The following is a 26,731-nucleotide window of genomic DNA, read 5'->3' as shown; positions in this document are numbered from 1 at the left end:
TTACTGACAACACATCGTTTTAGTCGCCGCCCTTGAGTCTTTTCGAGGGCGTGGCTTCCTGCACCCGAAAATCGGCACTTGAGGTTACTGAAAATGACAGGGATGTTGTTGAAACTCACCGTTCTTGACCAGAACCTTTGCGCAGGCTGCGGTGCTTGCGCCCTGGTCTGTCCGGAGCAGTTGATCAGCTTCGACCCCGACACGGTCACGCCGGTGCTGGACCTTGCGGGTGATCAGTGCGAGCCCTGCGGTGAATGTCTGGCAGTCTGCCCAGGGCTGCAGCCAGACACGGACCGCGCCGAACAGGAACTGTTTGGCCGCACGCGCACCGCCCAGGAGCGCTGGCTGGGGATCAATCGGGTGGCAATCGGCGCACGCTCGACCGACGCGCACATCGTTCGGCGTTCGGCCAGCGGCGGTACCGCAACCACCTTGCTGCTGACTGCGCGGGCGCATTTGGGCGTGGACCTGACGTTGACCATGGGCCGCCATGCACAGCAAGGCTGGCGCAGTGCTGCGCAAGTGGATGGTGCTGAGCAAGCGATTATCAACAACGCCCAGTCCACCTATCAACTGGCGCCGTACCTCAATGCCTTGCGCGAGTGCTTCGAGCAAACGCCTCAGGCGCGTATCGCCTTGGTTGGCCTGGCGTGCCATGTGCAGGCTATCCGCAAGCTGCAGCGTCGGGACACGGCCATTGGCCGCTGGGCGAAAAGCCAGATTGTCTGTGTGATTGAAACCGCCTGTTCGTCCAACACCTTGCCGGCCGGTACCCGCAGCATCATCAGTGATGTGCTGGCCCAGGACCCACAGCAGGTCACGGATATCAAGTACCGCGAAGGCGAGTACCCCGGACGCTTGCAGGTAACGCTGATCGACAACCAGACCTTGGGCATCGATTTCTGGGAAATCCTCGGCAAGCTCAAGGACAACAAGACTTTTCGCTGCCTGAGCTGCGGCGACTGGATGAGCGGCCTGGCGGACGTCAGCGTCTGTGATGGTGACCCGAATATCTTCGAAGCCAGCCTCAACGGCTCGCAAGAAAAGAAGCATGGCCGTGCGCTGGTGCGTACCGACATGGGCCAGTTACTGGTTGACAGAGCGATTGCCCATGGTCGCCTGGAAACCTGGGCGATTGACCTGAGCGGTTTCAACCTTGGCCTTGAGCGCAAGAAAAACCGTCGGCGTTTCTACGAGACGCAAGATCTGGTGCTGCCCGCCGGCCCAGGCATCGGTGACCTTTTCGACGAGATGGCGTTAGTGGATGACGCCGAACTGATCAACCCCGCCAACTACAGGAGTGCACAATGATCGATTACCCGGACCGACAGATAGATTTCAAACTCGATGGCGAACATCAGGTCTGGGTGAATGTCGATGAGCGCCTGCCTTCGGACAAATCCATCAGCCACCGGATGATTCTGTTCGCGGCACTGGCGGCGCACCCGGTCAAGTTGCGCTCGCTCAACCGTGGCAAAGCCGTGACGCTATTGCTGGATGCCTTGCAACAACTGGGTTTGCAGGTGAAGCAGGAAGAGACCCGCGACTGCGTGAGTATCAGCGGCGACTTCGCTGCTGATACCCACGAGACAGTGGTTGACCTGGGCCCTTCGAGCGCCGCTGCACGGATGCTGATTGGCATGCTGGTAGGCTTGAATGTGCCGTGCATCGTCGATGGCGATGAAACCCTGCGCAATCGCCCCTTCGACTGGATCGTCGAGCCGTTGAATCAGATGGGCGCTGACCTGCGCTACCTGGGCACGCCCGGCTCGCTGCCGGTGCGCATCAACAAGGCGCAATTCAACGGTGGCCATGCCTTGATCCGCATCGGCAGTGCCCAGGCCATCAGCACCTTGCTGTTTGCCGGTGTAGCGGCCCGCAAGGCCCTGTCGATCAGCTACCCGGTGGTGTCTCGGGATCACACCCAGCGAATCGTCAACAGCTTTGGCGACAGCCTGCTCGAACGCCATCACCACATCGAATATCAGCCACGCCAGTGCACGGTGCCCGAGGAGATTTGCATTCCACAAGACCCCTCGGCGATTGCCTATCCGGCTGCGCTGTTCCTGCTGTGTAACCGGGGCCGCGCGCAGCAGCAGTTGACCTTCGACAACGTCTGCCTGAACCCCACACGGCAGGGCTTTTTCACCTGGCTTGGCCTGTGCGGCTTCAAGCTGACCGTGGTGGTGGACAGCGTGCGTCATGGCGAACCGATCGGTCGGCTGATCCTTGAAGGCGGCGGTGAACCCAGGGCTCACGACCTGCGTGACAAGGACCTGTTTCACGCGATGATCGACGAAGTGCCACTGGCCTTGGCGATCGCCTGCCTGTTGCCAGGCCAGGCGACCTTCACCGACCTTTACGAACTGACCTTCAAGGAGTCCGATCGCATCGAGGCGACCCGCCGTACGCTCAATGCCTTCGGGCTGGACTATCAGGTACACGGCTATGACGTTCGTGTAGACGGCGCACAAGTCCCCCATGCGCCCAAGGCCGTGCCAACCTTCGGTGACCATCGACTGTCGATGACTGCTCACGTATTGCTGCTGGCCCATGGGTTACAGGGCACCGTTCTTGAAGGGCATTGCTACACGACCTCATTCCCGGGCTTTGCCGAATGCCTGGACACCCTCACAGGACGCAGTGGCTTATGAGCAGACTTCGATACACCCTCACCGCCTGCGGTGCTGACGGTGTGCAACGCTTGCAGGCGTCGCTGGGCGCGCCCGCACCGACTGAGGTGCAAGTGGCCGTAGACTACACGCTGGTCAGCCCGGGCACCGAGCGACACTACATTCGCCAGGTTGCCCAGAGCGGTGAGCAACTGCCGCTCGGTTACTGTGCTGCGGGCGTTGTCAGCGGGGTGGGTGCGCAGGTCGATCAGTTCACCCCCGGCGACCGGGTGGTGGCCATGGGCTGGAACATCGCCACCCACTCCAACTGGATCAACGTACCGCAGCGGCTGGTCTGCCGGGTGCCGGACGCACTCAGCCTGGACCAGGCAGTACTCGCCACCCTTGGCGCCACAGCGGTACATGCCGCTGACCGTGGCCAGTTGGAGGAGGGCGAGCAGATTCTGGTGGTTGGCATGGGACCGGTCGGCAAGTTGCTGAGCCTGGTGGCCGCGCGGCGCAAGGTTCAGGTCTGGGCGGCTGATCTCAACCCGCACGCCATCGAGACCGGCCTGCCGCTCCGTACCCTTGATCTGCAGGGTGACCTGCAGGCGCTGAGTGGGCGCTTTAGCACGATATTCCTGTGTATTGACGCCGACATCACAGCGCTGCTGCCGCGATTGATCAGCCTGCTCAACCCGCAGGGCAAGGGTCGCGGCCGTTCGCGGCTGGTCAATGTCGGGCGCGTCAGCCTGTCCCTTGAACTGTCCCCGCAGTTGGGCAATGTCGATATCGTCAATGCATCGCGCTGTGGCACAGGCTACCGCGATGACGACTACCACCATGGACGCAAGAGCCTGCTCAGTGTGCCGGGTGAATCAACGGTCGATCACAACATTGCACGCTGCCTGGACGATCTGGTGCACAGCCAAGTGTGGCTGGACTGCCTGCGACGCGAGCAGCAGCCTGTTACCCAAGCGTTGCTCCGCTACAACTCGGCGGCCTTCTTTGCCCCGGGCATTCAACTGATCAATCACCAGGAAGGTTGACGGCATGACGTGTGTATCAATACCTGAGCGCCTGGAGCAAATATTTGCCCGCCATGCGCACGACATTGCCCTGAGCTGCAATGGGCAGACAATCAGCTATGCCCAGTTGCAGGAGTGTTCGGCGGTTGTGGCAGCGCATTTGCTTGGCTTGGGCCTGGCACCGGGCACCACGCTGGCCTTTGATGTGCAGCGCTCGATCGAGCAGGTGGTGCTGATCGTCGGGATGGTGCGGGCGGGCTTGTCGTACTGCTATCTGGACCCAGGCAACCCGGCGCAGTGGAATGCGGCGATCGTCTCGCGCAGTGGCATCGACTGGACCGTCAGCGAAGTACCTTCGGCAAACCTGCTGCTCGCCGACCTGCTCGCGCCGGCGCCGCTGCCGTCGCACTGGCCGGCCTTGAGTGGCGAGGAAGCGGTGTATGTGAACTTCTCCAGCGGCACCACCGGTGCGCCGAAAATCATCCCCTGCACCCATCAGGGCGTGCTTGGCTTTTGTGATCGGCCGCAGCACTTCGCGCTGACCCCGGGCTTTGGCATGCTCTATGCCTCGAACCTGACCTTCGATGCGTCGCAGTTCGAGATCTGGACCAGCCTGCTCAATGGCGGGCAACTGTGCATTCATCCACCCGGGCCACTGACGTTCAGCGCCTTGCAGCGCTACGTCAGGGCAGGGCAGGTCGACAGCTTGTGGTTGACCTCGACGCTGTTCAACACTTTCATAGACATCGACGCGCAATGCCTGCAAGGGGTAAAGCGCTTGATGGTCGGCGGCGAGACATTGTCACCTGCGCACATTCGTCAGGCGTATGACGCAACCTGGGAAATGACGATCTACAACGGTTACGGGCCTACGGAAAACACCATGGGCACCTGTGTTTACGCCATTCCTCGAACCTTCGACGACCACCGCGACATTCCTATCGGCCATGCGGTGGCAGACGCCATCTTATTGGTGGTGCGTGACGATGGCAGTGCCTGTGCTGAGGATGAGCCTGGCGAACTGTTGATCGCTGGTGCTGGTTTGTCCCCGGGGTACCTGGGCGATGCGGCGCAGACACGGGACAAGTTCATCGAACTGGACTGGCAGGGCACTCGGCTGCGTTGCTATCGCAGCGGCGACCTGGTGTCTTGCGACAGCGATGGCCTTTATCGCTTTCACGGGCGTCGCGACGACCAGATCAAGCTGCGTGGCCAGCGAATATCCCTGAGCGAAATCACTGCGGCCTTCAAGCAATATCCGGGCATGCTCGACTGTGCCGTTGTGCTGGATGATCCGGGCGGCGTGGAACACTTGGTGCTGGTTTATCTGCGTAGGTCGGCAATTTCGCCAGCGGACCTGGCCGATTATGGCCGGACTCATTTGCCGCCGTTCATGGTCCCTCAGCGCTTTGTTGCGATCGAGCGGTTTCCCCTGCGCGTCTCAGGCAAGCTCGATACCCACGCCCTGCAACAGCACGTGCGCGGCACCAGCGACCGGGCGGGCGATTCGGGCTCGGACTTTCTGGCGAGCTTTGGCCTGCACAGCCGGAATCTGGCGGCCAGCTTTTTCGACAACGGTGGCAACTCGCTGGCGGCGATCAAGTTGATCGGCAGGGTTAACCAGCAGCTGGGTTGGGAGTGGCTGAGCCTTGCGCAGTTCTACCAGTTGGCCACGTTGGGTGAACTGCTGGCTGTGCTGGACAGTCAGCCGGGGTTGGGTGCATGGCGGCAGGCAAGTGTCGAGCGCTATTACGTGATTGCACTGGAGCAGGAGGCGATCAATGTCTGAGCCATCCGAGGTGTTTTCGATCAAGACTCATCTGGGGCGCTTTGCCGTGCTGCGCGCCACCTCTGAGCAGCAAGCCCGGCAACGGCTGTGGGCAACTGCGGGCAGGCTTGACGATAGCGACGACCAACACACAGTGGAATTGAACAAAAGCCAGTTGTCGATGGTGTATGCGCAACTGTTGGGCAAGCATCTCACTGCCAACAACGTGGTGTACCTGTTCAACCCCGAGCAGGTGGCCGCAGCGTCAGTGGACCTGGCATCGCTAGCCCAGCAACTCAAGCGCTTTCATCCATTGATTGCCTGTCGCGTTGTGCAGGTACAGGGCGAGTATGCGTTCGATCTTGACCCGTTGCCGCCTGCAACCTTGCTGCTGACTGACGTGCCCACCTTCCAGAGTCTGGAGGATTGTGTCGAACACTTCCTGCAGCAGCCGCTCTCACTGTTCAAAGACGATCTGTTCTACCTGTTCAAAGTGCGTATTGGTGAGACGTTGCACCTGGGGGCCTGTTTGCATCACATTCTTGGCAATCATGTCGGTCAGTTCAACGTGTTGCGCAGTGTCCAGCAACTTGCCCAGCAACTGCCAGGCACAGGACAGCCTGCCGACTTCAGCTTTGTCAGCAACAACCTGATGCTGGCCGATGAGTACGAGCGCCAGGTCGACGCTTGCAGTGCCGACTGGGAAGCGCAAAGTCACCGCTATACCCGGCTGGCACGGCTACCCGCACTACCCGCCAACGCCAAGGCACTGCAGTTGCGCGCGCCACTGGCGGTCGATAGCTTGGCACTGGAGGGGCCACAGCGGCTTGCGCAGCTCCTGCAGGTGTACCGGCAAAGCTGCGCCGCTGCCCTGGGAATCCAGGCGGCCATCGTCAATGTGCTGGTTGACTGGGCCGATAGCAGCGTCACCAGCGGATTTTCCACCTATACCGTGCCGATTGCCCTGGAGCCCACGGACAGCCACCTGCAGCAACAGGTGGCACAACTCAATACCACGCTTGCCCAAGCCCTGCTCGGTTATGAGGAGATTCTCGGCGCGTTGCAATTGTACGATTTCACCCCGTCGTTTCTGTTCAATCTGGTTGCACTGACGAGTCAGGATGCGGCATGGCTGCAGCGTTACATTGCCAACCCGGTGACTGAGAAGCCCAAGACCCTGCTTGACCTGACATTGATCAAGTCTGCGCTGGGCCACGAGGTGTTGCTCAATAGCTATTTGCCGGCGGCGCTGGCCGAGTCATTCCTGGCGTGCTTTGTCGCGGGAGTAAAGCAGCTATGAAGCTGATCTGTTTCCCCGACTTTGTCGGCCATCCCATCTGTTTCTCTGCGCTGGCGCGTCAACTAAAGGGCAGGGCGCTGCTGACGACACTCAACTACAGCGATTACTGGCCCTATCCGCGCATCGAGGTGCTGGCCGAACGGATTACTGACGACCATGACCTCGCGGCCATGGATCTGGTACTCGGCTACTCATTTGGTGCCCGGGTGGCTGCCTGTTGTGTGTCACAACAGGGCGCGGCACGGCGTCTGTGCCTGGTTGATCCACCTGCGGTTGCCAGCGTTCAGGGGTACAGCCTGCAGAGCATCGCCCAGCGCCTGGCAACCGACCCGCAATATGCCTACATCGATGACCTGGTTGATGCCCAGTTGGTGGAACGCGACTGCGTGCTGGGCAACATTCAGATGCTCGCGCACTTGCCGCGCCAACCGCTGCCGATTGTGCCGGTCGACGTGTTGCTGTCAGCACAGAGCAGCGTCAGCGAACTGGCCCAGGAGCTGGGACTGCATCGCGCTGCATGCCATCGCTACCACGTTGCGCCCGGCACCAGCCATGCCTCAGTCATCAACGATCCGTGTCTGGCAGCGCTGGTCATGCAAAGCCCAGCGCTGGCATGGCCTACCTTGGCAGGTTAAGGCAGGCTGGGCAGGGTCGATGTCGGCCCTGTGTCCAGCACGGCCAGCTCACCAAAAGACACTGCGGCATCGATGTAACGCAGCGCCGACTTGGCATCTTTCCAGCCCACGTAACCCATCAAGGCCTTGAGCTCCCAGCCGTTGCTGGTGGCCCAGGTGGCGAAGCCGCGACGCAACGAGTGGCCGGTATATAAGGCCGCGGGCACACCGCAGCGTTCGAGGAGGCGCCGCAGCAGGCCGATCAAGCTGTTGCTGTTGAGCGCCTGCTCGCCGAGGTTGCCCCAGCGGTCGAGCTTTCTAAACACCGGGCCGTGGGCGATGCCGGCGACTTCAAGCCATTGCAGATAAGCCTGTACCGGGCACAGCACCTTCAATGCCGGTGCCCGATGGCGCACGCCCAGCGCCTGCCGATCGCCTTTGCTACGCGGCAGGAAGATCGACATTCCGACCCCGGCCTGCGCCTGGATATGCTCGACCTGCAAGCGCGCCAGTTCGTCACCGCGAAAGCCACGCCAGAAACCGATCAACAGCAGCGCCTTATCGCGACTGGCGCGCAATAGCGCAGGCAGGTCGTGTTGGCTGCGGGCGTGTGCGGCTTCACCTTCAAGTACAGCGATTGCCGTTTGCAGGTGTTGCAATAGCAGCGGAGCAGCCTGCCTGGGCTCACTGGGGTGCAGGGTACGAATGCCTTTGAGCACCTGGCGTACCACCGGCGCCTTGGTCGGGTCGGGAAAACCCTGGCTGACATGCCATTGTCCCAGCGCGGCCAGGCGCTGCTTGAGGGTGTTGACCGAGTGAGTGGCAGCGTGGTCGACCAGGTAACGGGCGACGCTGTCTGCCGTGGCCGGAAGAAAGCCGCCCCAGCTCACTTCGAAATGTTCCACCGCTGCTTGATAGCTACGCCGGGTGTTGTCCCGGGTGGCAGCCTGCAGATAGCGCTCGATCGTGTTCATTGCCCCTCACTCGCCAAACGTACCGCACTTGGCACTTTAACGCGGCATTTTAGCCCTTAACATGCGATAAGCCGTGATTATTTTATCTGATGAATGCATTTATCAAGCGCATATGGGTCACTTAATATAGTATGTAAATACATGGTACGTATCACAGTACGAAATCGTAGGAGGCAGCATGGCCCGTGGTGGCATCAACAAGGCAGTCGTGCAAAAGGCGCGGCAGGCGCTGCTGGCACGGGGCGAGCACCCGAGCATCGATGCGGTACGTATCGAACTGGGCAATACCGGCTCGAAAACCACCATCCACCGTTACTTGAAAGAGCTGGAAAGCCAGCACTCAGCCGTGCCCGCAACCGCCGTCAACCTCAGTGATACCTTGGCGGTATTGGTCGAGCAGCTGGCTGCGCAATTGCAGGAGGAGGGTGAGGCGCGGATCGAGCACGCCCGCGAGGCATTCGAGCAACAGCGCCAGACGCTGCTGGCCCAGGTCCAGCTCAGTCAGCAAGCCCTGGCCGCGCTGCAACAGCAGCATGAAATCCAGGCTGCCGCACTGGCCAGCGAATCAGAGGCGCTGGCGACTACCCGCAGCACCTTGCAGAGTGAACAGACACGCAACGCCACGCTCAACCAGGCGGTAGGGGAGTTGAACCTGCGCCTGGCCGACAAGGACGAGCAGATCCAGTCCCTGGAAGAAAAGCACCGGCATGCACGCGATGCGCTCGAGCATTACCGCACGGCCAGCCGCGAACAGCGTGACCAGGAGCAGCGTCGCCATGAATCCCAGGTTCAGCAGTTGCAGGTGGAGGTGCGTCAGTTGCAACAGACCCTGATCGTCAAACAGGACGAACTGACCCGCCTGAACCGCGATAACGAGGGGCTGCTGGTGCAAATCCGCACCCTCAAGGATGCCCAGCGCAGCAACAAGACCCAGAACGAACGCCAGCAGGCGCAGATTCACGGCCTGGAGGTGAGGCTTGCACAGCTGGCGGGCTCACGGGACGAGCTGGAAAAACAGAACAAGGACCTGGCCCTGAGCCTGGCTGAGCGGGTGTCGGAGCTGCGTCGTCAGTTGCAACTGATCGGCAAACAGGAAGCGCTTTTGCGTCAGGCAGAACGCGCCAGCGCCCAGGCTCAGGACAACGGCTGAAGGTTCAGGCGCATGGCGCAGCGGGTGCTCTTGAACTGCAGTTGTTCGCGCCTGAGCTGTTGGCTCAGGGCTTGGCTGAGCTGTGTTTCAGTGAGCAGCTCAAAACCCAGGCGCGCATAGAAAGGCGCATTCCACGGTACCTGCACAAAGGTGGTCAGGGTCAAGCCCTGAAAGCCCTGATCGCTTGCCCACTGGCGGACTGTGGCGATGAGTCGGCGACCCTGTCCCTGGCCCTGGAGCGCCTGTGCAACCGACAGCTCATGAATGAACAGGTCTGTGCCCGCCGGCGTGGCGCAGATAAACCCCTGGGGCGGGTCGTGTTCGTCAGTCAGCAACCATTCATGCCCCGCTTCGATGAAGCCCAAATGATCCTCAAGGCTCATGACCGGGCCACGGGCAATCCACTCAAGGCCAGGATGACGGAGGAAGGCTTGCGCTGCCGAACGCTCGACGGTCGGGAGCAGGGGCGCATCTTCAGGGCGGGCTAGGCGGATGTTCAAGGGCAGGGTGGCAACTGTGCTAAGTGATGCCGCAGTGTGGCCAATTGCCGCTTTTTGCGCAACAGCGCCGGCGCTGCAAGCCTTTTGGACTAACGCGAAAAACGTTTAAGCGCGCTTAGGTATTAAGCCTAAAGCCAGAATCGTTTTTTTTTGCAGAACTGCTATTCATTCAGGCAGCAGTGTGACCCTTCGGTCAACTATAGGCAAAAGGACTGTCTAGCATGTCGATTCAGGCGCAGATTTCCCCTCTCAATCAAAATGTCTCCTCCGCTGCCGTCCTTGAGGTGCCGGACAAAGGCATTCTCACGCTCAGCGAAAGCAGTGAAGTTGCCCTCGACATCAATCCCGAAGCGGTCGCCAGCTATTCGAAAAGCGATGCGGACCTGGTGGTGCAACTGAAAAACGGCGAAAGCATTCGCGTCGCCAATTTCTACGCGCCTGGGCAAGCACCCAGCGAACTGTTTCTGGTTCAGGAAGGCAAGCTGGTGGCGGTTAGCCTGCCTCCGGTTGCGGCAGACGGCGTGCTGGCGGCGACTTACGTTGCCCAGGAAAGCGTAGCCGGTTTTGACTCACTGACCGCCGCCGGCAGTGCCGGCGCGGGTACCGGTGCTACCGTCGCAGGGCTGGGGATGGGTGGCATGTTGCTGGCCGGCGCCGCCGTGATCGGCGCGGGCGTGGCCATCTCCAATAGCAGCGGAGGCGGTGGTGGCGGTGGCGGGGGAGGTGCACAGCCAGGGGACACCACCGCCCCGGCCGCCGCAAGCGGGCTTCAGGTCGCCACTGACGGCAGTTCGTTGAGCGGTAAGGCCGAGCCGGGCGCCACGGTCGGGGTCGACACTAACGGTGACGGCAAAGCCGACACCAGTGTGGTGGTCGGCGCCGATGGCAACTTCCAACTGCCGCTGAACCCGCCACTGACCAATGGCCAGACGGTGACCGTGGTGGTCACTGATCCGTCCGGCAACAGCAGCTCGGCGACCCAGACCAAAGCCCCGGACACCACTGCACCGGCAGCGGCTACCAATGTTCAGGTGGCTGCCGATGGCTCTAGCGTCAGCGGCAAGGGTGAGCCGGGCGCAACTGCAGGTATCGACACCAATGGCGATGGTAAACCCGAGGTGAGCGTGGTGATCGCGCCCGACGGCACCTTCCAGATCCCGCTGACGCCGCCACTGACCAATGGCCAGACCGTGTCTGTGGTGGTCACCGACCCATCCGGCAACAGCAGTCCGGTGGCCCAGGCCAAGGCCCCGGACACCAGCGCACCGGCGCCTGCGACCGAGGTAGAAGTCGCGACCGATGGCACCAGCGTCAGCGGCAGAGGCGAGCCGGGGGCACAGGTAGGGGTCGATACCAATGGCGATGGCCAGCCGGATGTGACCCAGGTGATCGGTGCCGATGGCAATTTCCAGGTGCCGCTCAACCCACCGCTGACCAATGGCCAGACCGTAACGGTGGTGATCACCGACCCGGCCGGCAACAGCAGCGCTGGGGTCAGTGTCCAGGCGCCGGACTATCCCGATGCTCCTCAGGTCAATCCCAGCAATGGCAGCGTGCTGTCAGGGACTGCCGAACCCGGCATCACCCTGGTAATCACCGACGGCGACGGAAACCCGATCGGCCAGACCATGGCCGATGCCAGCGGCAACTGGAGCTTCACCCCGAGCACGGCACTGGCCGATGGCACCGTGGTCAATGTGGTCACCGAAGATGCCAACGGCCATAGCAGCCCGCCGGCCAGCACGGTGATCGATGCCGTGGCACCAAACGCGCCGCTGGTCAATCCGAGCAACGGCGCACTGCTCAGCGGTACTGCTGAAGCCGGCGCGAAAATCGTGCTCAGCGACGGCGACGGCAACCCGATCGGCCAGACCATTGCCGATGCCAACGGCAACTGGAGCTTCACCCCTGGCAGTGCGTTGCCCAACGGCGCGCAGGTCAATGTCGTGGCCCAGGATGCGGCCGGCAATACCAGTGGCCAGAGCAGTGTCAGCGTCGATGCCATCGCCCCGGCGGCGCCCACGGTCAATCCGAGTAATGGCAGCAGCCTGGGCGGTACGGCCGAGGCCAACAGCAAGGTGATCATCACCGATGGCAGTGGCAACCCGATTGCCCAGGTTACGGCCGATGGCAGCGGCAACTGGAGTTACACACCAGGCACGCCGATTGTCGATGGCACGGTCATCAAGGTGCTGGCCCAGGACGCGGCCGGCAACAGCAGCGCCCCCGCCACAACGACCGTCGACAGCTCGGCGCCTTCGGCACCGATCATCTATCCAAGCAATGGCAGCGTTATCAGTGGCACTACCGAAGCCGGCGCCACGGTGACGCTCAAAGACAGTAGCGGCAACCCGATCGGCCAGGTCACCGCCGATGGCAGTGGCCACTGGAGTTTCACCCCAAGCAGCCCGCTGGCCAATGGCACGGTCGTGGTTGCCACGGCCAGCGATGCGGCCGGCAACAGCGCAACCGCTACATCGATCGTGGACAGCGTGGCCCCGGGCGCACCGCTGATCAGTCCAAGCAATGGCGCAACCGTCAGCGGCACCGCCGAGGCCGCGGCCAAGGTGATCCTCACCGATGGCAGCGGCAACCCGATTGGCCAGGTCACCGCCGATGGTAGCGGCAACTGGACGTTCACTCCCGCCAGCCCGTTGCCCAACGGCACGGTGGTCAATGTCACCGCCACGGATCCGGCCGGCAACACCAGCGCCCCGGCCAGCGCTATCGTCGACGCTGTCGCCCCGCCTGCACCCACCGTCAACCTGAGCAACGGCAGCACCCTGAGCGGTATGGCCGAAGCCAACAGCAAGGTGATCCTCACTGACGGCAGTGGTAACCCGATTGCCGAGGTCACTGCCAATGGCAGTGGCAACTGGAGCTATACGCCCGCTTCACCGATCGCCAATGGCACCGTGGTCAATGTGCTCAGCAAGGATGCCGCTGGCAACAGCAGCGCACCTGCCACAGTGACCGTCGACAGTTCGGCACCGGCGGCACCGATCATCAATCCGAGCAATGGCGCCGTCATCAGCGGCAGCGCTGAAGCCGGTGCTACCGTGACCCTGACCGGCAGCGGCGGCAACCCCATTGGCCAGGTCACTGCCGATGGCAGCGGCAACTGGAGCTTCACCCCGGCAAGCCCGCTGCCCAATGGTACCGTGGTGATTGCCAAGGCCACCGACCCGACCGGCAACACCGGGCCACAGGCGGCAACCACAGTCGACAGCGTCGCCCCGGGCGCACCGGTGATCAGCCCGAGCAATGGCGCAACCGTCAGCGGCACCGCCGAGGCCGGGGCCAAAGTGATGCTGACCGATAGCGGCGGCAGCCCGATCGGCGAAGCCATTGCCGATGGCAGCGGCAACTGGACGATCACGCCCACCAACCCGTTGCCCAACGGCACCGTGGTCAATGCCGTGGCCCAGGACCCGGCCGGTAACAGTGGCCCGCCCGCCAGCGCCACCGTAGATGCCCTGCCGCCAGCGGCGCCGGTGGTCAACCCGAGCAACGGCAACACCCTCAATGGCATCGCCGAGGCCAACAGCACGGTCACTCTCAAAGATGGCAGCGGCAACCCGATTGGCCAGGTCCAGGCCGACGCCGGCGGCAACTGGAGCTTCAGTCCGGGTGCACAGTTGCCCAACGGCAGCGTGGTCAATGTCACCGCCACTGACGCGGCAGGCAACACCGGCGCGCCAGGTTCCACCACCATCGATACTTCGCTGCCGTCGATTCCTCACGTCGATCCCAGCAACGGCACAATCCTCAGCGGTACGGCGGATGCCGGCAATACCATCATCCTGGCCCTAAGCAATGGCACCCCGATTGGCCAGGTAACGGTCGATGGCAGCGGCAACTGGAGTTTCAGCCTGGGCATGCCGTTGCCGGACGGCACCGTGGTCACGGTCATTGCGCGCAATCCCACAGGCACCGACAGCGCCGCAGCGGTTGCCACCATCGATGGCGTCGCCCCGGGCGCACCCGTGATAGCCGCCAGCAATGGCGCCGAACTCAGTGGCAGCGCCGAGGCCGGGGCGACCATCATCCTCACCGATGGTGGCGGCAACCCGATTGGCCAGACCACTGCCAATGGCAGCGGCCAGTGGAGCTTCACCCCGGGCAGCCCACTACCCAATGGCACCGTGGTCAATGCCGTGGCCAAGGACGCCGCCGGCAACACCAGCGGGCCAGTCAGCACCACGGTGGATGCCTTGGCGCCATCAGTGCCGTTCATCAACGCCAGCACTGGCGTAGTGATTACCGGCACCGCCGAGATCGGTGCGAAAGTCATCCTCACCGACGGCAGTGGCAACCCGATTGGTGAAACCACGGCCAATGGCAGCGGGGTCTGGAGCTTCACCCCAGGAGCACCACTGGCCAACGGCACCGTGGTCAATGCCGTGGCCAGGGACGCCGCCGGCAATACCAGCGGGCCGATCAGCACCACCGTCGACTCGGTGGCCCCGGCCGCGCCGGTGATCAACCCGGTCAACGGTACGCTTGTCACTGGTACGGCGGAAGCGGGCGCCACCATCATCCTCAAGTACAGCAGCGGCAACCCGATAGGGGAGGTGACTGCCGACGGTAGCGGTAACTGGAGCTTCCTCCCGGGTGTTGGCTCATTGCCCCATGGCCAGGTGTTCACCGCCGTGGCCAAGGACGCCGCTGGCAATACCAGTGCGCCAACCACCGCCACGGTGGACGCGATGCCACCTGCCGCACCGGTAGTGAACCCGACTAACGGCAGCGTACTTGCCGGCACCGCCGAAGCGGGCGCCAAGGTTACCCTTACCGATGGCAGCGGCAACCCGATTGGCCAGGTCAATGCCGATGGCAGTGGCAACTGGAGCTTCACCCCGGCAAGCCCGTTGCCCAACGGCACCGTGGTCAATGCCGTGGCCCAGGACCTTGCCGGCAACAACAGTGGCCCGGGCAGCACCACGGTGGATTCGCAGGCACCCGCCGCGCCAGTCATCAACGCCAGCAATGGCGCGGTGATCAGCGGCACCGCCGAAATTGGCGCGAAGATCACCCTTACCGATGGCAGCGGCAACCCGATTGGCCAGACCACAGCCAATGGCAGTGGCAACTGGAGCTTCACCCCGGGCAGCCCGTTGGCCAACGGCACCGTGGTCAACGCGGTGGCCGAAGACGCCGCCGGCAACGACAGCCCTCCGGCCAGTACCACGGTCGACAGCGTGGCCCCGCCGGCGCCCGTGCTGAACATCAGCGCCGATGGTGCCTTGCTCAGCGGTACCGCTGAAGCCAACAGCCAGGTACGTATCGTGATCAACGGCGACAGCGCCAACCCGATCACAGTCAACGTCAATGGCAGCGGCAACTTCAGCTTGCCCCTGGCACCGCCGCTGATTGCCGGTCAGCCGGTGTCTGCAGTGGCGGTGGATGCCGCGGGCAACCTCAGCGGCCCGAGCAGCGTCACCGCGCCGGACCTGGCGCCACCGACCCTGAGCGTGGCGGAAGCGGCCGACACCTGGATCAACGCTGCCGAAATTGCCAACGGTATCCAGGTCAGCGTCACGGTACGGCCGACCCTGCAGGTCGGCCAGGTGATCACCGTCAACTTTGCCGGGCAGAACGGCTACCAGGTGCAGGCCAGCCATACCCTGACTGCCGGCGACATCACCGCTGGCACCGTCAGCGTGACCCTCAACCCGTCGGGCGGGCCGTTCCCCCAAGGCGCCTCGACCATCACCGCCGACATCAATGGCGGTACCGCCTCGACACCGGTGGCCTTCACCATCGACACCGTGCCACCGGCGACCCCGGTGCTGTCGCTGGTGGGCAACCTGCTGACCATCTCCACTGATCCTGGCACCGAGTTGACGGTGACGCTCACCGTCGGCGGGGTGACCGGAACGGTAACGGTGACGGCCGATAACAGCGGACTGGCGTCGCTGAACCTGCTGACCGACCTGGACATCGACTTCAGTTGGGACCAGTTGCTCAGCGCCCAGGTCTCGGTGGTGGGCCGTGACCCGGCCGGCAACCCGAGCAGCGTTGCGAGCATTGCGATAGGGACCAACATCGAGCAGCCCGTGACCATCGGCGGTTTTGCCGTGGACGTCAGCCTCAACCCGCTGAACCCGCGCTTTGGCTTTAGCGGCAACACCGAGGTGGGCTCGAGCCTGTTGATTCGCGTCATCACCCCGGCACTGGACGTGCAGTTGTTGCCGATTCTCGCCGACGGTAGCGGGCACTTTGCCCTGAACCTGCTGAGCCCGACCATCCTCACCCAACTGGGGCTGAACATTACCGACATCCTCAACCTGGGCTCACAGATCTCCTTCAACGTTATCGCCACCGACAGCCAGGGCAACGACAGCGCGGCCTATGGCATCACCCTGCTGCCCAACGGCTTGTCGTCGATCATCGGCCAGATCAATGTCAACGGCACTGCGGGCGATGATGTGATGTCCGCTGTCAACGGCAGCGCCGAGCACCTGAACGGCGGCGACGGTAGCGACCTGATCTTCAACGTCGGCGCTGGCGATCATGTGGCGGCGGGCAATGGCAACGACACCATCCAGATTACCGCGACCAACTTCGTCAGCATCGATGGCGGGGCAGGCTTCGACACGCTGTTGCTGGCCAATGGCATCGACCTGGACTACAACGCCGTCGGCGTCGGCACCCTCAGCAACATTGAACGGGTCGACCTGGGCAAAGGCGATGCGGGCAGCGTACTGACCCTTACCGCCGCAGAAGTGGGGCTGATCACCGATGCCAACAACACCTTGCAGATCACCGGCGAAAGCAACGACACATTGAATGTGGTGGGTGCGCTCAACACGGGTACCACGCAGACGATCAACGGCCTGGTGTATGACGTCTACGCATTTGGCGTCAACACGCTGCTGGTTGAGGAAAACACGGTCCAGGTCGTGGTTTGATGACGGCGCGCCAGCAGTATGCGCGCAAGGGACGGCAGCACGCGCAAGTAGCCTTGGGGTTACTTGTGCTGGGTCTGCCGATGGTTACGCCAGCCATGCCACTGGACCAGGCGGTCCGGGCCGGGCTGGCCATTCACCCCGAGGTGCGTTCGGCGATGGCCGAAGCCGATCGCGCCGGCACAGAAGTGGAGATTGCCAAGGGCGGCTATTACCCCTCGCTGTCGATGTCCGGCGGGCCCCAGGAGTTTGATTTTGGCGAGGTGGTCTATGACCTCACCGCGTCGCAGATGCTCTACGACTGGGGCCGGGTCAACAGCAAGGTCGACAGTGCCAGCGCCAACCAGCGCAAGCTGTCGGAGGCGGTGCTGGTGGCCCGCGACGATGCGGCGCTGGATATCGTCGAGACCTACCTCGACGTGCTGGCGGCCGAACGCCGGGTCGAGGCGGTGCGCACGCACCTGCAGCGCCTGGGCGGTATCCGCCAGATGACCCAAGACCGCGGTGGCGATGGTTATGCCGATCGCAGTGAACTGGACCGTGCCAATCTCGAACTGGCGCGGGCCCAGGAACAGCTGGCACTGGAGAAGGGCAACCTGCAGGACGCGCGCAACCAGTACCTGATTCTGGTCGGCCAGGAGCCGGATACGTTGAACGACCCCGAACCGATGTCGCTCAAACGCTACCTGGCCAACAGTGACCTGACCCGGGTGATTCACGACGCGCCCTTGCAGCGCAAGGCCCTGGAGGACGCCAACGTCGCCGAAGCCCAGGTCCGCGAGGCCAAGTCGGCGTTGCTGCCGCAACTGAACATCGAGGCTACAGCGCTGCGCCGGGAAGTCGGCGGGCACCCGGAAAGCGACTCGGTGGTGGCCTTGCGTTTACGCATGGACACCTTCCAGGGCTTGTCCAACTTCCGCCGCCCGACGGCTGCCCAGCAACGCCTGGAGTCGGCGCGCTTCAGCGCCGACGCCATGCAGCGCGATATCCGCCGGCAACTGCAAACCCTGTTCGACAATGGCGAAACCCTGGGTTGGCGGGAGCAAGCCTTGCAGGTGCAAGTGACGGAGTCGGCGCAGGTCAGCGAGCTGTACCGCGAGCAGTTCGAAGTGGGCCGGCGTGACGTGATCGACCTGCTTAGCGTGCAGCGCGAACGCTTCGAGGCCGAGCGTCAATTGATCAACCTGCACATCGAACGCAAGCGCATTGAATACCGGGCGGCCGCTCAGGTCGGCTTGTTGGGCCCACTGGTGGAGAATCGGTTGAATGGAAGCTGAGAACAGGATTGCCGGCAAGGTCGTGGCGCTCAATCACGAGCCGGGCAACGATCCGTTGCGCCAGGGCCTGCTGTTATTGTGCCGCCAACTGGGCCGCCCGCTGGGCGATGCCGAGCTGGTCGATGGCTTGGCGCTGGAGCACGGGCGGCTGCCGTTGCGCCTGGTCGCGCGAGCGTTGCGCCGCGCCGATATAACTGCACGGGTCGATCAGTTGCCCTTGGCACAGATGGACAACTACCTGCTGCCGGCGCTGCTGTTGCTCACGGACGGGCGCAGCCTGGTGCTGGTCAAGCTCGAAAATGAACAAGCCCAGGTCCTGGTGCCGCAAAGCGATGGCGGCGTCGAGTGCCTGGCGCTGAGCGAACTGGCGGCGCTGTACAGCGGCACGGCGGTGTTCGCCAAATGCCGTTTCCGGCCGGACGAGCGGGTAGGGGACTACGCCTCGGTGGTGCCCGAGCACTGGTTCTTCGGCCCGCTGAAAAAGCTCTGGCGCTCCTATGCCGAAGTGGCTGCCGCAGCTCTGATGGCCAACGTCCTGGCCATCGCCTCAGCGTTGTTCGCCATGCAGGTGTATGACCGGGTGGTGCCCAATGCCGCCTTCGACACCTTGTGGATTCTGGCCGGTGGCGTGGCCTTGGCGATTGTCCTGGACGGTGTGCTGCGGATCATGCGCGGGCACTTGCTCAACGTGCTGGGCAAGCGCCTTGACCTGCAACTGTCCAGCCTGCTGTTCGCGCGCGTGCTGAGCACGCGGATCGCCGCCAAGCCTGCGTCGATGGGGGCATTCAGCACCCAGGTGCGCGAATTCGAGTCGGTCCGCGAATTCTTTACCTCATCCAGCGCCGCGCTGATCAGCGACCTGCCGTTCGTGGTGGTTTTCTTGCTGATCATCGCCATGATCGGCGGCCAGGTGGTCTGGGTGCCGATTGTCGCTTGCGTGCTGATGGTGTTGCCGGGGCTGCTGACTCAGCGCCTGCTCGGCCGGCTGTCGCGGCAGAACCTGCGCGAAGGGGCAATGAAGAACGGCGTGCTGCTGGAAGCCTTCGAACACCTGGAAACGGTCAAGGCCAGCCGCGCTGAAGGCCGTTGCCTGCAGCAATGGGAAAGCCTGACCGGCGAGCTGTCGAGCACGGCCATGAAAACCCACGCCCTGGCCTCGACCCTGAGCTATGCCTCGAGCATCGTCCAGCAGCTGTGCTACGTCGGTGTGGTGGTGTTCGGCGTCTATCGCATCAGCGACGGTGCCATGACCGTCGGTGCCCTGGTGGCTTGCTCGATTCTTGCCTCGCGGGCAATTGCGCCGCTGTCCCAGGCTGCAGGTATTCTCGGCCGCTGGCAGCACACCAAGGTGGCCATGGAAGGCCTCGACCAGTTGATGGCCGCCGAACAGGAACGGCCCAAGGGCAAACGCTTCGTGCACAAGCCGCAACTGCGTGGGCACTATCGCCTTGAAGGTGTGCGCCTTAGCCTCGGTGATGGCCCGCCAGTGGTGGATATCCAGGCTTTGAACATTCAGGCCGGCGAGCGCGTGGCGTTGCTCGGTGGCAACGGTGCGGGCAAGTCGAGCTTGTTGCGTTTGCTCAGTGGCTTGCTCGATGCCCAGTCCGGGCGCCTGCTGCTCGATGATGTCAGCCTCAGCCAGATCGACCCGGCCGACCGCCAGCGCGGCATTGGCTACCTGCCCCAGGAAGTGGCGCTGTTCCAGGGCAGCCTGCGTGACAACCTCAATCTGGAGAACGCTGCCCTGAGCGACGATGAACTGTTGGAAACCCTCGATGGGGTTGGCCTGGGGGCATTCGTGCGCGGCCATTCGCTGGGCCTTGACCTGCCGATCCTGGGCAACGCCAGCCTGTCCGGCGGGCAACGCCAGGCCGTGGGCCTGGCCCGGGTGCTGCTGCAGGACCCACCGATCCTGTTGCTGGATGAGCCCACCGCAGCCTTCGACCAGACCAGCGAAAAACAGGTGGTCGACTACCTGCAGCAATGGCTGGGCAAACGCACGCTGGTCATCACCACCCACAAGAAGAGCATGCTCGCCCTGGTCGATCGCGCGGTGGTCCTGCGCCAGGGTAGGGTGATCATGGATGGCCCACTGGAGCAGGTGGTGCAGGGCAGCCAGGTGCAGGCCCCGCAGGCCGCAGGAGGTGCAAATGGGCTCTGAACGCAAGGCGGCCAGACTGCGCCGCGAACTGGCCGACCCGCTGCTGGCGGTCACTCACCCGGTCTACCGGCCGCTGTTGTGGCTGTTGCTGGCTTGCATCCTGATTGCTATCGCCTGGGCGGCCTGGGCCGAACTAGACGAGGTCACCCGTGGCGATGGCCGGGTGGTGCCCTACAGCCGCATCCAGAAAATCCAGAGCCTGGAGGGCGGTATCCTTGACCACCTGCTGGTCAAGGAGGGTGACCTGGTCGAGGTCGGCCAACCGTTGCTCCGCCTGGATGAAACGCGGTTTCTGACCACGGTCCAGGAATCGACCAACCAGGCTGACGGCTTGCGCGCAGCGATTGCCCGCCTGGATGCCGAAGTGCTCGGCAAGGCGCATATCGATTTTGCCGCCGACGTCGATGCCGACAGCCCGCTGGCACGCTCCGAGCGCGAGCTGTTCAAGTCGCGACGCGACAAGCTGGTGGAAAACACCCGCTCGATCCAGGCGCAGATCCGCCTGGCCCAGAGCCAGCTCGACCTGGTGCGGCCGTTGGTGGCCAAGCGCGCGGTGAGCCAGATGGAGGCGCTCAAGCTCAGCCAGGACATCGCCACCCTCAACGGCAAGCTCACGGAGCTGAAAAACACCTACTTCCAGGACGCCTACACCGAACGCTCGCAACGCAAGGCCGACCTCAGCGCCCTGGAGCCGATCATCAAGCAGCGCCAGGATCAGCTGCGCCGTACCGAAATCCTTTCGCCGGTGCGCGGGCGGGTCAATACCGTGCTGATCAACACCCGTGGCGGGGTGATCCAGCCGGGCGAGGCGATCATGGAAGTGATTCCAGTGGAGGAGCGCTTGCTGGTCGAGGCCCGGATCAAGCCCCGTGACGTGGCCTTCCTGGTGCCGGGCATGCCGGCCAAGGTCAAGATCACTGCCTATGACTTCTCCATCTATGGCGACCTCAAGGGCACCCTGGAACAGATCAGCGCCGATACCATCGAAGAAGACACCCCGCGCGGCAAGGAGTCGTACTACCAGGTGCTGATCAAGACCGATGGCAGCGTGCTCAAGCGCGGCGATGAAGTATTGCCGATCATCCCCGGCATGGTCGCCGAGGTGGATATCCTCAGTGGCAAGCGCACCGTACTCAACTACCTGATCCGGCCGCTGGTCAAGGCGCGGTTGTATTGACGATAAGCCCGCTCCTACCCAAATGTGTAGGAGCGGGCTTGCCCCGCGATAGGGCCGCAACAGCCCCCCAGTTTTTTACTCTCTAGCAACTACAAAAATCATAATTTCGCGTTTTCCCGCCTGCTCCCAGAATGCGACCTACTCCCTCCCACGGCCACCTGCGTGGGACAACTCAGTAGGGCGCAGACATGACAATCAATAAAACCAAGATCGATACGCTGGTAGTGGGCGCCGGCCAAGCCGGTGTAGCCATGAGTGAGCACCTGAGCCGCCTGGGCGTGCCGCACCTGGTGCTGGAGCGCAACCGTATTGCCGAAGCCTGGCGCACTGGCCGCTGGGATTCGCTGGTGGCCAACGGCCCGGCCTGGCACGACCGCTTCCCGGGCCTGGAGTTCGAAGGCCTGGACCCGGACGCCTTCGCCGCCAAGGAGCAGGTGGCCGACTACTTCGAAGCCTATGCCCGCAAGTTCAATGCGCCGATCCGCACCGGCGTCGAAGTCACCCAGGTGCTGCGCAACAGTGATCGCCCGGGCTTCACCGTGCACACCAGCGACGGTGTAATCGAGGCTCGCCAGGTGGTGGTCGCCACCGGCCCGTTCCAGCGCCCGGTGATTCCGCCGATTGCCCCGCAAGATCCGCGCGTGCTGCAGATGCACTCCGCCGCTTACCGCAACCCGCAGCAACTGCCCGAAGGCGCGGTGCTGGTGGTCGGCGCCGGCTCCTCCGGTGTGCAGATCGCCGATGAACTGCAGCGCGCCGGCAAGCAGGTGTACCTCTCGGTCGGTGCCCACGACCGCCCGCCGCGGGCCTACCGCAACCGCGACTTTTGCTGGTGGCTGGGAGTGCTCGGCGAGTGGGACGCCGAGGCCATGCAGCCGGGCAAGGAGCACGTGACCATTGCCGTCAGCGGCGCCCGCGGTGGCCATACCGTAGATTTTCGCAAGCTGGCGCAGCAGGGCATGACCCTGGTCGGCCTGACCAAGAGCTTTGACAACGGGGTGGTGCGTTTCGAGGCCAACCTGGCCGAGAACATCGCCCGCGGTGACGAAAACTACCTGGCGTTGCTCGACGCCGCCGACGCCTACATCGCCCGTAACGGCCTGGACTTGCCGCAAGAACCCGAAGCACGGGTGATGCTGCCCGACCCGCCGTGCCTGAGCCAGCCGATTCTCGAACTCGACCTGGCCAAGGCCGGCGTCAGCACCATCATCTGGGCCACCGGCTACTCGGTGGACTACAGCTGGCTGCAGGTCGACGCCTTCAAGGATAACGGCAAGCCCCGCCACCAGCGCGGCGTGTCCAGCGAGCCGGGCATCTACTTCGTTGGCCTGCCCTGGTTGTCGCGGCGCGGCTCGGCCTTTATCTGGGGCGTGTGGCACGACGCCCGGCACATCGCCGAACACATCGTCAAACAGCGCAGCTACTTCGATTACCGCGACGCGTCGCAGCGCCAAGCCGAACGCCAACCTGTCAGCCTCATGGGAGCCCGTTGATGCCTACTCATACCCGTATCCGCATGTTCAACACCAAAGACACCTACCCCAACCAGACCCTGGACAACGATTTGTGCCAGGCGGTACGTGCCGGCAACACCGTGTACGTCAGGGGGCAGGTGGGCACCGACTTCAACGGCCAGCTGGTTGGTCTCGGTGATCCAAGGGCCCAGGCCGAACAAGCCATGCGCAACGTCAAGCAACTGCTGGAAGAGGCCGGCAGCGACCTCAGCCATATCGTCAAGACCACCACCTACCTGATCGACCCGCGCTACCGCGAGCCGGTCTACCAGGAAGTCGGCAAGTGGCTCAAAGGCGTGTTCCCGATCTCCACGGGCCTGGTGGTCAGCGCCCTCGGCCAGCCACAGTGGCTGATGGAAATCGACGTGATCGCGGTCATCCCCGAATAAGGAGCCTGCCATGACCTTTTCCATCGTTGGCCGCTGCGCCGAAACCGGCCAGTTGGGCATTGCCATCAGCTCCTCGAGCATTGCCGTCGGCGCGCGCTGCCCGTGGCTGCGCACCGGCGTGGGCGCGGTGTCGAGCCAGAACATCACCTTGCCGGCCCTTGGCCCGCAGATTCTCGACGGTCTGGAGCAGGGCCTGGCACCGCACCAGGCGTTGGACCGCGCCCTGACGCGCAACGGCTACAGCCAGTATCGCCAGGTGGCTGTCATCGATGCCCAAGGGCGCACGGCGCTGTTCAGCGGTAATCACGCGCTGGGCATCCACAACGCGGTAGCCGGTGAACAATGCGTGGCAGCGGGCAACCTGTTGGCCAACAGCGCGGTGATCGAGCGCATGGTCGAGGCCTTCCAGAACAGTGAAGGCTGCCTGGCCGCACGTTTGTTAAGCGCCTTGCAGGCCGGCCAGGACGCTGGCGGCGAAGCCGGGGCGGTGCACTCGGCAGCACTGTCGGTGGTCGGCGAACTGGTCTGGCCGATCGTTGACCTGCGTGTGGACTGGGCCGAGGAGAACCCCATCGGCGAGCTGAGCAAACTCTGGAGCGCTTACCAGCCGCAGTTGCAGGACTACCTGACCCGCGCCCTCAACCCGACGCTTGCGCCCAGCTACGGAGTGCCGGGCGATGAGTGAACTGCGCAGCCGGGCGTTACTGGCCAAGCTGATCGGCTTTGCCACGGTCAGTCGCGATTCGAACCTGGCCTTGATCGAGTTCGTCCGCGACTACCTGCACGGCCTGGGGGTGAGCTGCGCGCTGATCTACAACGCAGAGCGCAGCAAGGCCAACCTGCTGGCCAGCATTGGCCCGGCGGTGGCGGGCGGGGTGGTGTTGTCGGGCCACACCGATGTGGTGCCGGTGGACGGTCAGCCGTGGACACTGGAGCCGTTCAGCCTCACCGAGCGCGACGGCAGGCTGTACGGCCGCGGCGCTGCCGACATGAAAGGCTACCTGGCCTCGGTGCTGGCGGCGGTACCGCTGTTTGTCGCAAGCCCCCTGCGCCGGCCGGTGCACCTGGCGTTCTCTTATGACGAGGAAGTCGGCTGCCTGGGCGTGCGCAGCCTGCTGGAGGTGCTGCCCCAGCGCATCCCACAGCCGGCACTGTGTCTGATTGGCGAGCCCACCGAGCTCAAACCGGTGCTTGGCCACAAGGGCAAACTGGCGATGCGTTGCCACGTACAGGGTGCGCCGTGCCATTCGGCCTATGCGCCCTATGGCGTCAACGCCATCGAGCAGGCGGCGCGGCTGATCGGCCGCCTGGGCGAGATCGGTCAGCGTTTGGCCGCGCCGGAGCATCAGGATGCGCGCTTTGACCCGGCGTTCTCCACCGTGCAGGTCGGCGTGATTGATGGCGGTACGGCGCTGAACATCGTCCCGGCCGCTTGCCGTTTCGACTTTGAAGTACGCGCCTTGCCGGCCTTCGAGCCGCAGGCGGTGGTGGACGAACTGCATACCTATGCGCAGCAAACGTTGCTGCCGGCCATGCAAGCGGTAAAGGCCGACACAGCGATTCGCTTCGAACCGATTTCAGCCTACCCGGGCCTGGCCACAGCACCTGAAAGCGCCGCAGCAAAACTGGTCGCGCAACTGTGCGGCAGCGATGCCTTCAGCACCGTGGCCTTTGGCACCGAAGGCGGCTTGTTCGACCAGGCCGGGATCCCGACGGTGGTGTGCGGGCCGGGCAGCATGGACCAGGGCCACAAGCCGGATGAATTTGTCAGCGTCGAGCAGATGGCGGCCTGTGACCGGCTGATGGACCGCCTGGCCGAGTACCTGTGCACCCACGAATAACAACAAGGAGTCTGCAGTGAAAGATTTCAACGAGTGGAGCAACCTGGCGCAACAGCTGCGCCTGATCGACAGCGCATTTATCCAAGGCCAAGCCTGTCAGGCCGCCAGCGGCGCGCGGTTCGAGGTGATCAACCCGGCCACCGGCACGTTGCTGGCCAAGGTCGCCGCCTGTGGCCAAAGCGACGTTGACCAGGCGGTGCGCAGCGCTCGCCACGCTTTTGAACAAGGCCCCTGGGCGAAGATGGCGCCCGGCGCGCGTAAAACCGTGCTGCTGCGTCTGGCGCAGTTGATGCTCGAGCACCGTGACGAGCTGGCCTTGCTCGATACCCTGAGCATGGGCAAGCCGGTGATGGATGCCTGGAACATCGACGTGCCGGGCGCAGCCCAGGTGTTCGCCTGGTACGGCGAAAGCCTCGACAAACTCTATGACCAGGTGGCGCCGACTGCCAGCAATGTTCTGGCAACCATCACCCGCGTGCCGCTGGGCGTGATTGCTGCGGTGGTGCCGTGGAACTTCCCGCTGGACATGGCCGCCTGGAAGCTGGCCCCGGCTTTGGCCGCCGGTAACAGCGTGGTGCTCAAGCCCGCCGAACAGTCGCCGTTTTCGGCGTTGCGCCTGGCAGAACTGGCCATCGAAGCAGGAGTTCCCAAGGGCGTGCTCAACGTCGTGCCGGGGCTGGGCGAGGAGGCCGGTCGCGCCCTGGGCCTGCACATGGACGTCGATGCCCTGGCGTTCACCGGCTCTACCGAGGTCGGCAAGTATTTTATGCAGTACGCCGCGCAATCGAACCTCAAGCAGGTGTGGCTCGAATGCGGTGGCAAGAGCCCGAACCTGGTGTTCGCCGACTGCCAGGACCTGGACCTGGCAGCCGAGAAGGCCGCGTTCGGGATCTTCTTCAACCAGGGCGAAGTCTGCTCGGCCAACTCGCGGCTGCTGGTGCAGCGTTCGATTGTCGATGCGTTCATCGAGCGCCTGATCGACAAGGCGCGCCAGTGGCAGCCGGGCAATCCGCTGGACCCGGCGAGCCGGGCCGGAGCCATTGTCGACAGCCGCCAGACGCAGCGGATCATGGCCTACATCGAGCAGGCCCAGGCCGAGGGCGCGCAACGGGTGTGTGGCGGACGGCAGCTGACGTTCAACGGTTCGAGCAACTTCATCGAACCGACGATTTTCACGGGTGTCACCGCCGCCATGACCCTGGCCCGTGAGGAAGTGTTCGGCCCGGTGCTGGCGGTCAGTGTGTTCGATGACGAAGACCAGGCGGTGGCCATGGCCAACGATCACATCTACGGCCTGGCAGCGTCGCTGTGGACCGACGACCTCAACCGCGCCCACCGTGTCGCGCGACGCCTGAATGCCGGAACGGTGTCGGTCAATACCGTCGATGCCCTGGATGTCACCGTGCCCTTTGGTGGCGGCAAGCAGTCCGGCTTTGGCCGCGACCTGTCGCTGCATTCGTTCGACAAGTACACGCAGTTGAAGACGACCTGGATTCAGTTGCGTGGCTGAGGGCC

At 63.6% G+C, this 26,731-nt stretch carries 18 protein-coding genes; 16 read left to right on the top strand and 2 right to left on the bottom strand.

All coding sequences use genetic code 11. The features are described from left to right. Positions 1–93 precede the first annotated feature (93 nt). From EXN22_RS14375 to EXN22_RS14350, 6 genes are read left to right on the top strand one after another with little or no spacing between them, the layout of a single operon-like run. Positions 94–1,311 carry a Coenzyme F420 hydrogenase/dehydrogenase, beta subunit C-terminal domain gene (locus EXN22_RS14375; RefSeq protein WP_165392214.1) on the top strand — a complete coding sequence of 406 codons (1,218 nt, stop codon included), beginning with the start codon at positions 94–96 and terminating at the stop codon, positions 1,309–1,311. After that, entirely contained in the window at positions 1,308–2,654 is a 1,347-nt protein-coding gene (locus tag EXN22_RS14370; RefSeq protein ID WP_130264685.1) for a 3-phosphoshikimate 1-carboxyvinyltransferase, read from the top strand. Before EXN22_RS14375 ends, EXN22_RS14370 begins: the two co-directional genes overlap by 4 nt. Further along, a complete protein-coding gene (locus EXN22_RS14365) occupies positions 2,651–3,661 on the top strand; it encodes an alcohol dehydrogenase catalytic domain-containing protein (protein ID WP_130264684.1) in 1,011 nt (336 codons plus the stop codon). Before EXN22_RS14370 ends, EXN22_RS14365 begins: the two co-directional genes overlap by 4 nt. Positions 3,662–3,665: 4 nt before the next feature. Then, positions 3,666–5,429: a non-ribosomal peptide synthetase gene (locus EXN22_RS14360; RefSeq protein WP_130264683.1), complete on the top strand. Its 1,764-nt coding sequence runs from the start codon at positions 3,666–3,668 to the stop codon at positions 5,427–5,429. After that, positions 5,422–6,708 carry a hypothetical protein gene (locus EXN22_RS14355; RefSeq protein ID WP_130264682.1) on the top strand — a complete coding sequence of 429 codons (1,287 nt, stop codon included), beginning with the start codon at positions 5,422–5,424 and terminating at the stop codon, positions 6,706–6,708. The genes EXN22_RS14360 and EXN22_RS14355 overlap by 8 nt, the downstream gene beginning before the upstream one ends. Further along, positions 6,705–7,343, top strand: coding sequence for an alpha/beta hydrolase family protein (locus EXN22_RS14350; protein ID WP_130264681.1), 639 nt, complete (start codon positions 6,705–6,707; stop codon positions 7,341–7,343). The genes EXN22_RS14355 and EXN22_RS14350 overlap by 4 nt, the downstream gene beginning before the upstream one ends. Here the strand turns inward: EXN22_RS14350 and EXN22_RS14345 are convergent. After that, positions 7,340–8,296 carry a site-specific integrase gene (locus tag EXN22_RS14345; RefSeq protein WP_130264680.1) on the bottom strand — a complete coding sequence of 319 codons (957 nt, stop codon included), beginning with the start codon at positions 8,294–8,296 and terminating at the stop codon, positions 7,340–7,342. The genes EXN22_RS14350 and EXN22_RS14345 overlap by 4 nt on opposite strands. A gap of 178 nt (positions 8,297–8,474) precedes the next feature. On the opposite strand from EXN22_RS14345, the gene EXN22_RS14340 reads away from it, so the two are divergent. Continuing rightward, on the top strand, positions 8,475–9,446 hold the full coding sequence (locus EXN22_RS14340; RefSeq protein WP_130264679.1) for a DNA-binding protein: 972 nt from the start codon (positions 8,475–8,477) through the stop codon (positions 9,444–9,446). On the opposite strand, the gene EXN22_RS14335 is transcribed toward EXN22_RS14340, so the two are convergent. Continuing rightward, entirely contained in the window at positions 9,431–9,946 is a 516-nt protein-coding gene (locus tag EXN22_RS14335) for a GNAT family N-acetyltransferase (protein WP_130264678.1), read from the bottom strand. The two genes, EXN22_RS14340 and EXN22_RS14335, sit on opposite strands and share 16 nt — an antisense overlap. 221 nt (positions 9,947–10,167) lie before the next feature. Here EXN22_RS14335 and EXN22_RS14330 point away from each other — a divergent pair, with 221 nt between their 5' ends. The 9 genes from EXN22_RS14330 (at position 10,168) to EXN22_RS14290 (ending at position 26,726) form a co-directional block, all read left to right on the top strand. Beyond that, positions 10,168–16,860 carry an Ig-like domain-containing protein gene (locus tag EXN22_RS14330; RefSeq protein WP_130264677.1) on the top strand — a complete coding sequence of 2,231 codons (6,693 nt, stop codon included), beginning with the start codon at positions 10,168–10,170 and terminating at the stop codon, positions 16,858–16,860. After that, positions 16,860–18,134 carry a TolC family protein gene (locus tag EXN22_RS14325; protein WP_130264676.1) on the top strand — a complete coding sequence of 425 codons (1,275 nt, stop codon included), beginning with the start codon at positions 16,860–16,862 and terminating at the stop codon, positions 18,132–18,134. The genes EXN22_RS14330 and EXN22_RS14325 overlap by 1 nt, the downstream gene beginning before the upstream one ends. Next, positions 18,124–20,295, top strand: coding sequence for a type I secretion system permease/ATPase (locus tag EXN22_RS14320; RefSeq protein WP_130264675.1), 2,172 nt, complete (start codon positions 18,124–18,126; stop codon positions 20,293–20,295). Before EXN22_RS14325 ends, EXN22_RS14320 begins: the two co-directional genes overlap by 11 nt. Beyond that, positions 20,285–21,472, top strand: a complete 1,188-nt coding sequence (locus tag EXN22_RS14315) for an HlyD family efflux transporter periplasmic adaptor subunit (protein ID WP_130264674.1) — start codon at positions 20,285–20,287, stop codon at positions 21,470–21,472. The genes EXN22_RS14320 and EXN22_RS14315 overlap by 11 nt, the downstream gene beginning before the upstream one ends. A 188-nt stretch (positions 21,473–21,660) precedes the next feature. Then, on the top strand, positions 21,661–22,965 hold the full coding sequence (locus tag EXN22_RS14310; RefSeq protein ID WP_130264673.1) for a flavin-containing monooxygenase: 1,305 nt from the start codon (positions 21,661–21,663) through the stop codon (positions 22,963–22,965). Continuing rightward, positions 22,965–23,375: a RidA family protein gene (locus EXN22_RS14305; RefSeq protein WP_003201555.1), complete on the top strand. Its 411-nt coding sequence runs from the start codon at positions 22,965–22,967 to the stop codon at positions 23,373–23,375. The genes EXN22_RS14310 and EXN22_RS14305 overlap by 1 nt, the downstream gene beginning before the upstream one ends. A 10-nt stretch (positions 23,376–23,385) precedes the next feature. Next, positions 23,386–24,060: a DUF1028 domain-containing protein gene (locus tag EXN22_RS14300; protein ID WP_130264672.1), complete on the top strand. Its 675-nt coding sequence runs from the start codon at positions 23,386–23,388 to the stop codon at positions 24,058–24,060. Continuing rightward, a complete protein-coding gene (gene argE / locus EXN22_RS14295) occupies positions 24,053–25,216 on the top strand; it encodes an acetylornithine deacetylase (protein ID WP_130264671.1) in 1,164 nt (387 codons plus the stop codon). The genes EXN22_RS14300 and argE overlap by 8 nt, the downstream gene beginning before the upstream one ends. A 16-nt stretch (positions 25,217–25,232) precedes the next feature. Then, a complete protein-coding gene (locus EXN22_RS14290; protein ID WP_130264670.1) occupies positions 25,233–26,726 on the top strand; it encodes an aldehyde dehydrogenase in 1,494 nt (497 codons plus the stop codon). Positions 26,727–26,731: the final 5 nt, after the last annotated feature.

The sequence above is a fragment of the Pseudomonas tructae genome, from assembly GCF_004214895.1.
GTDB lineage: Bacteria > Pseudomonadota > Gammaproteobacteria > Pseudomonadales > Pseudomonadaceae > Aquipseudomonas > Aquipseudomonas tructae.
The sequence above is the reverse complement of the archived record's forward strand: the minus strand, read 5'-3'. Positions and strand labels throughout refer to the sequence as shown.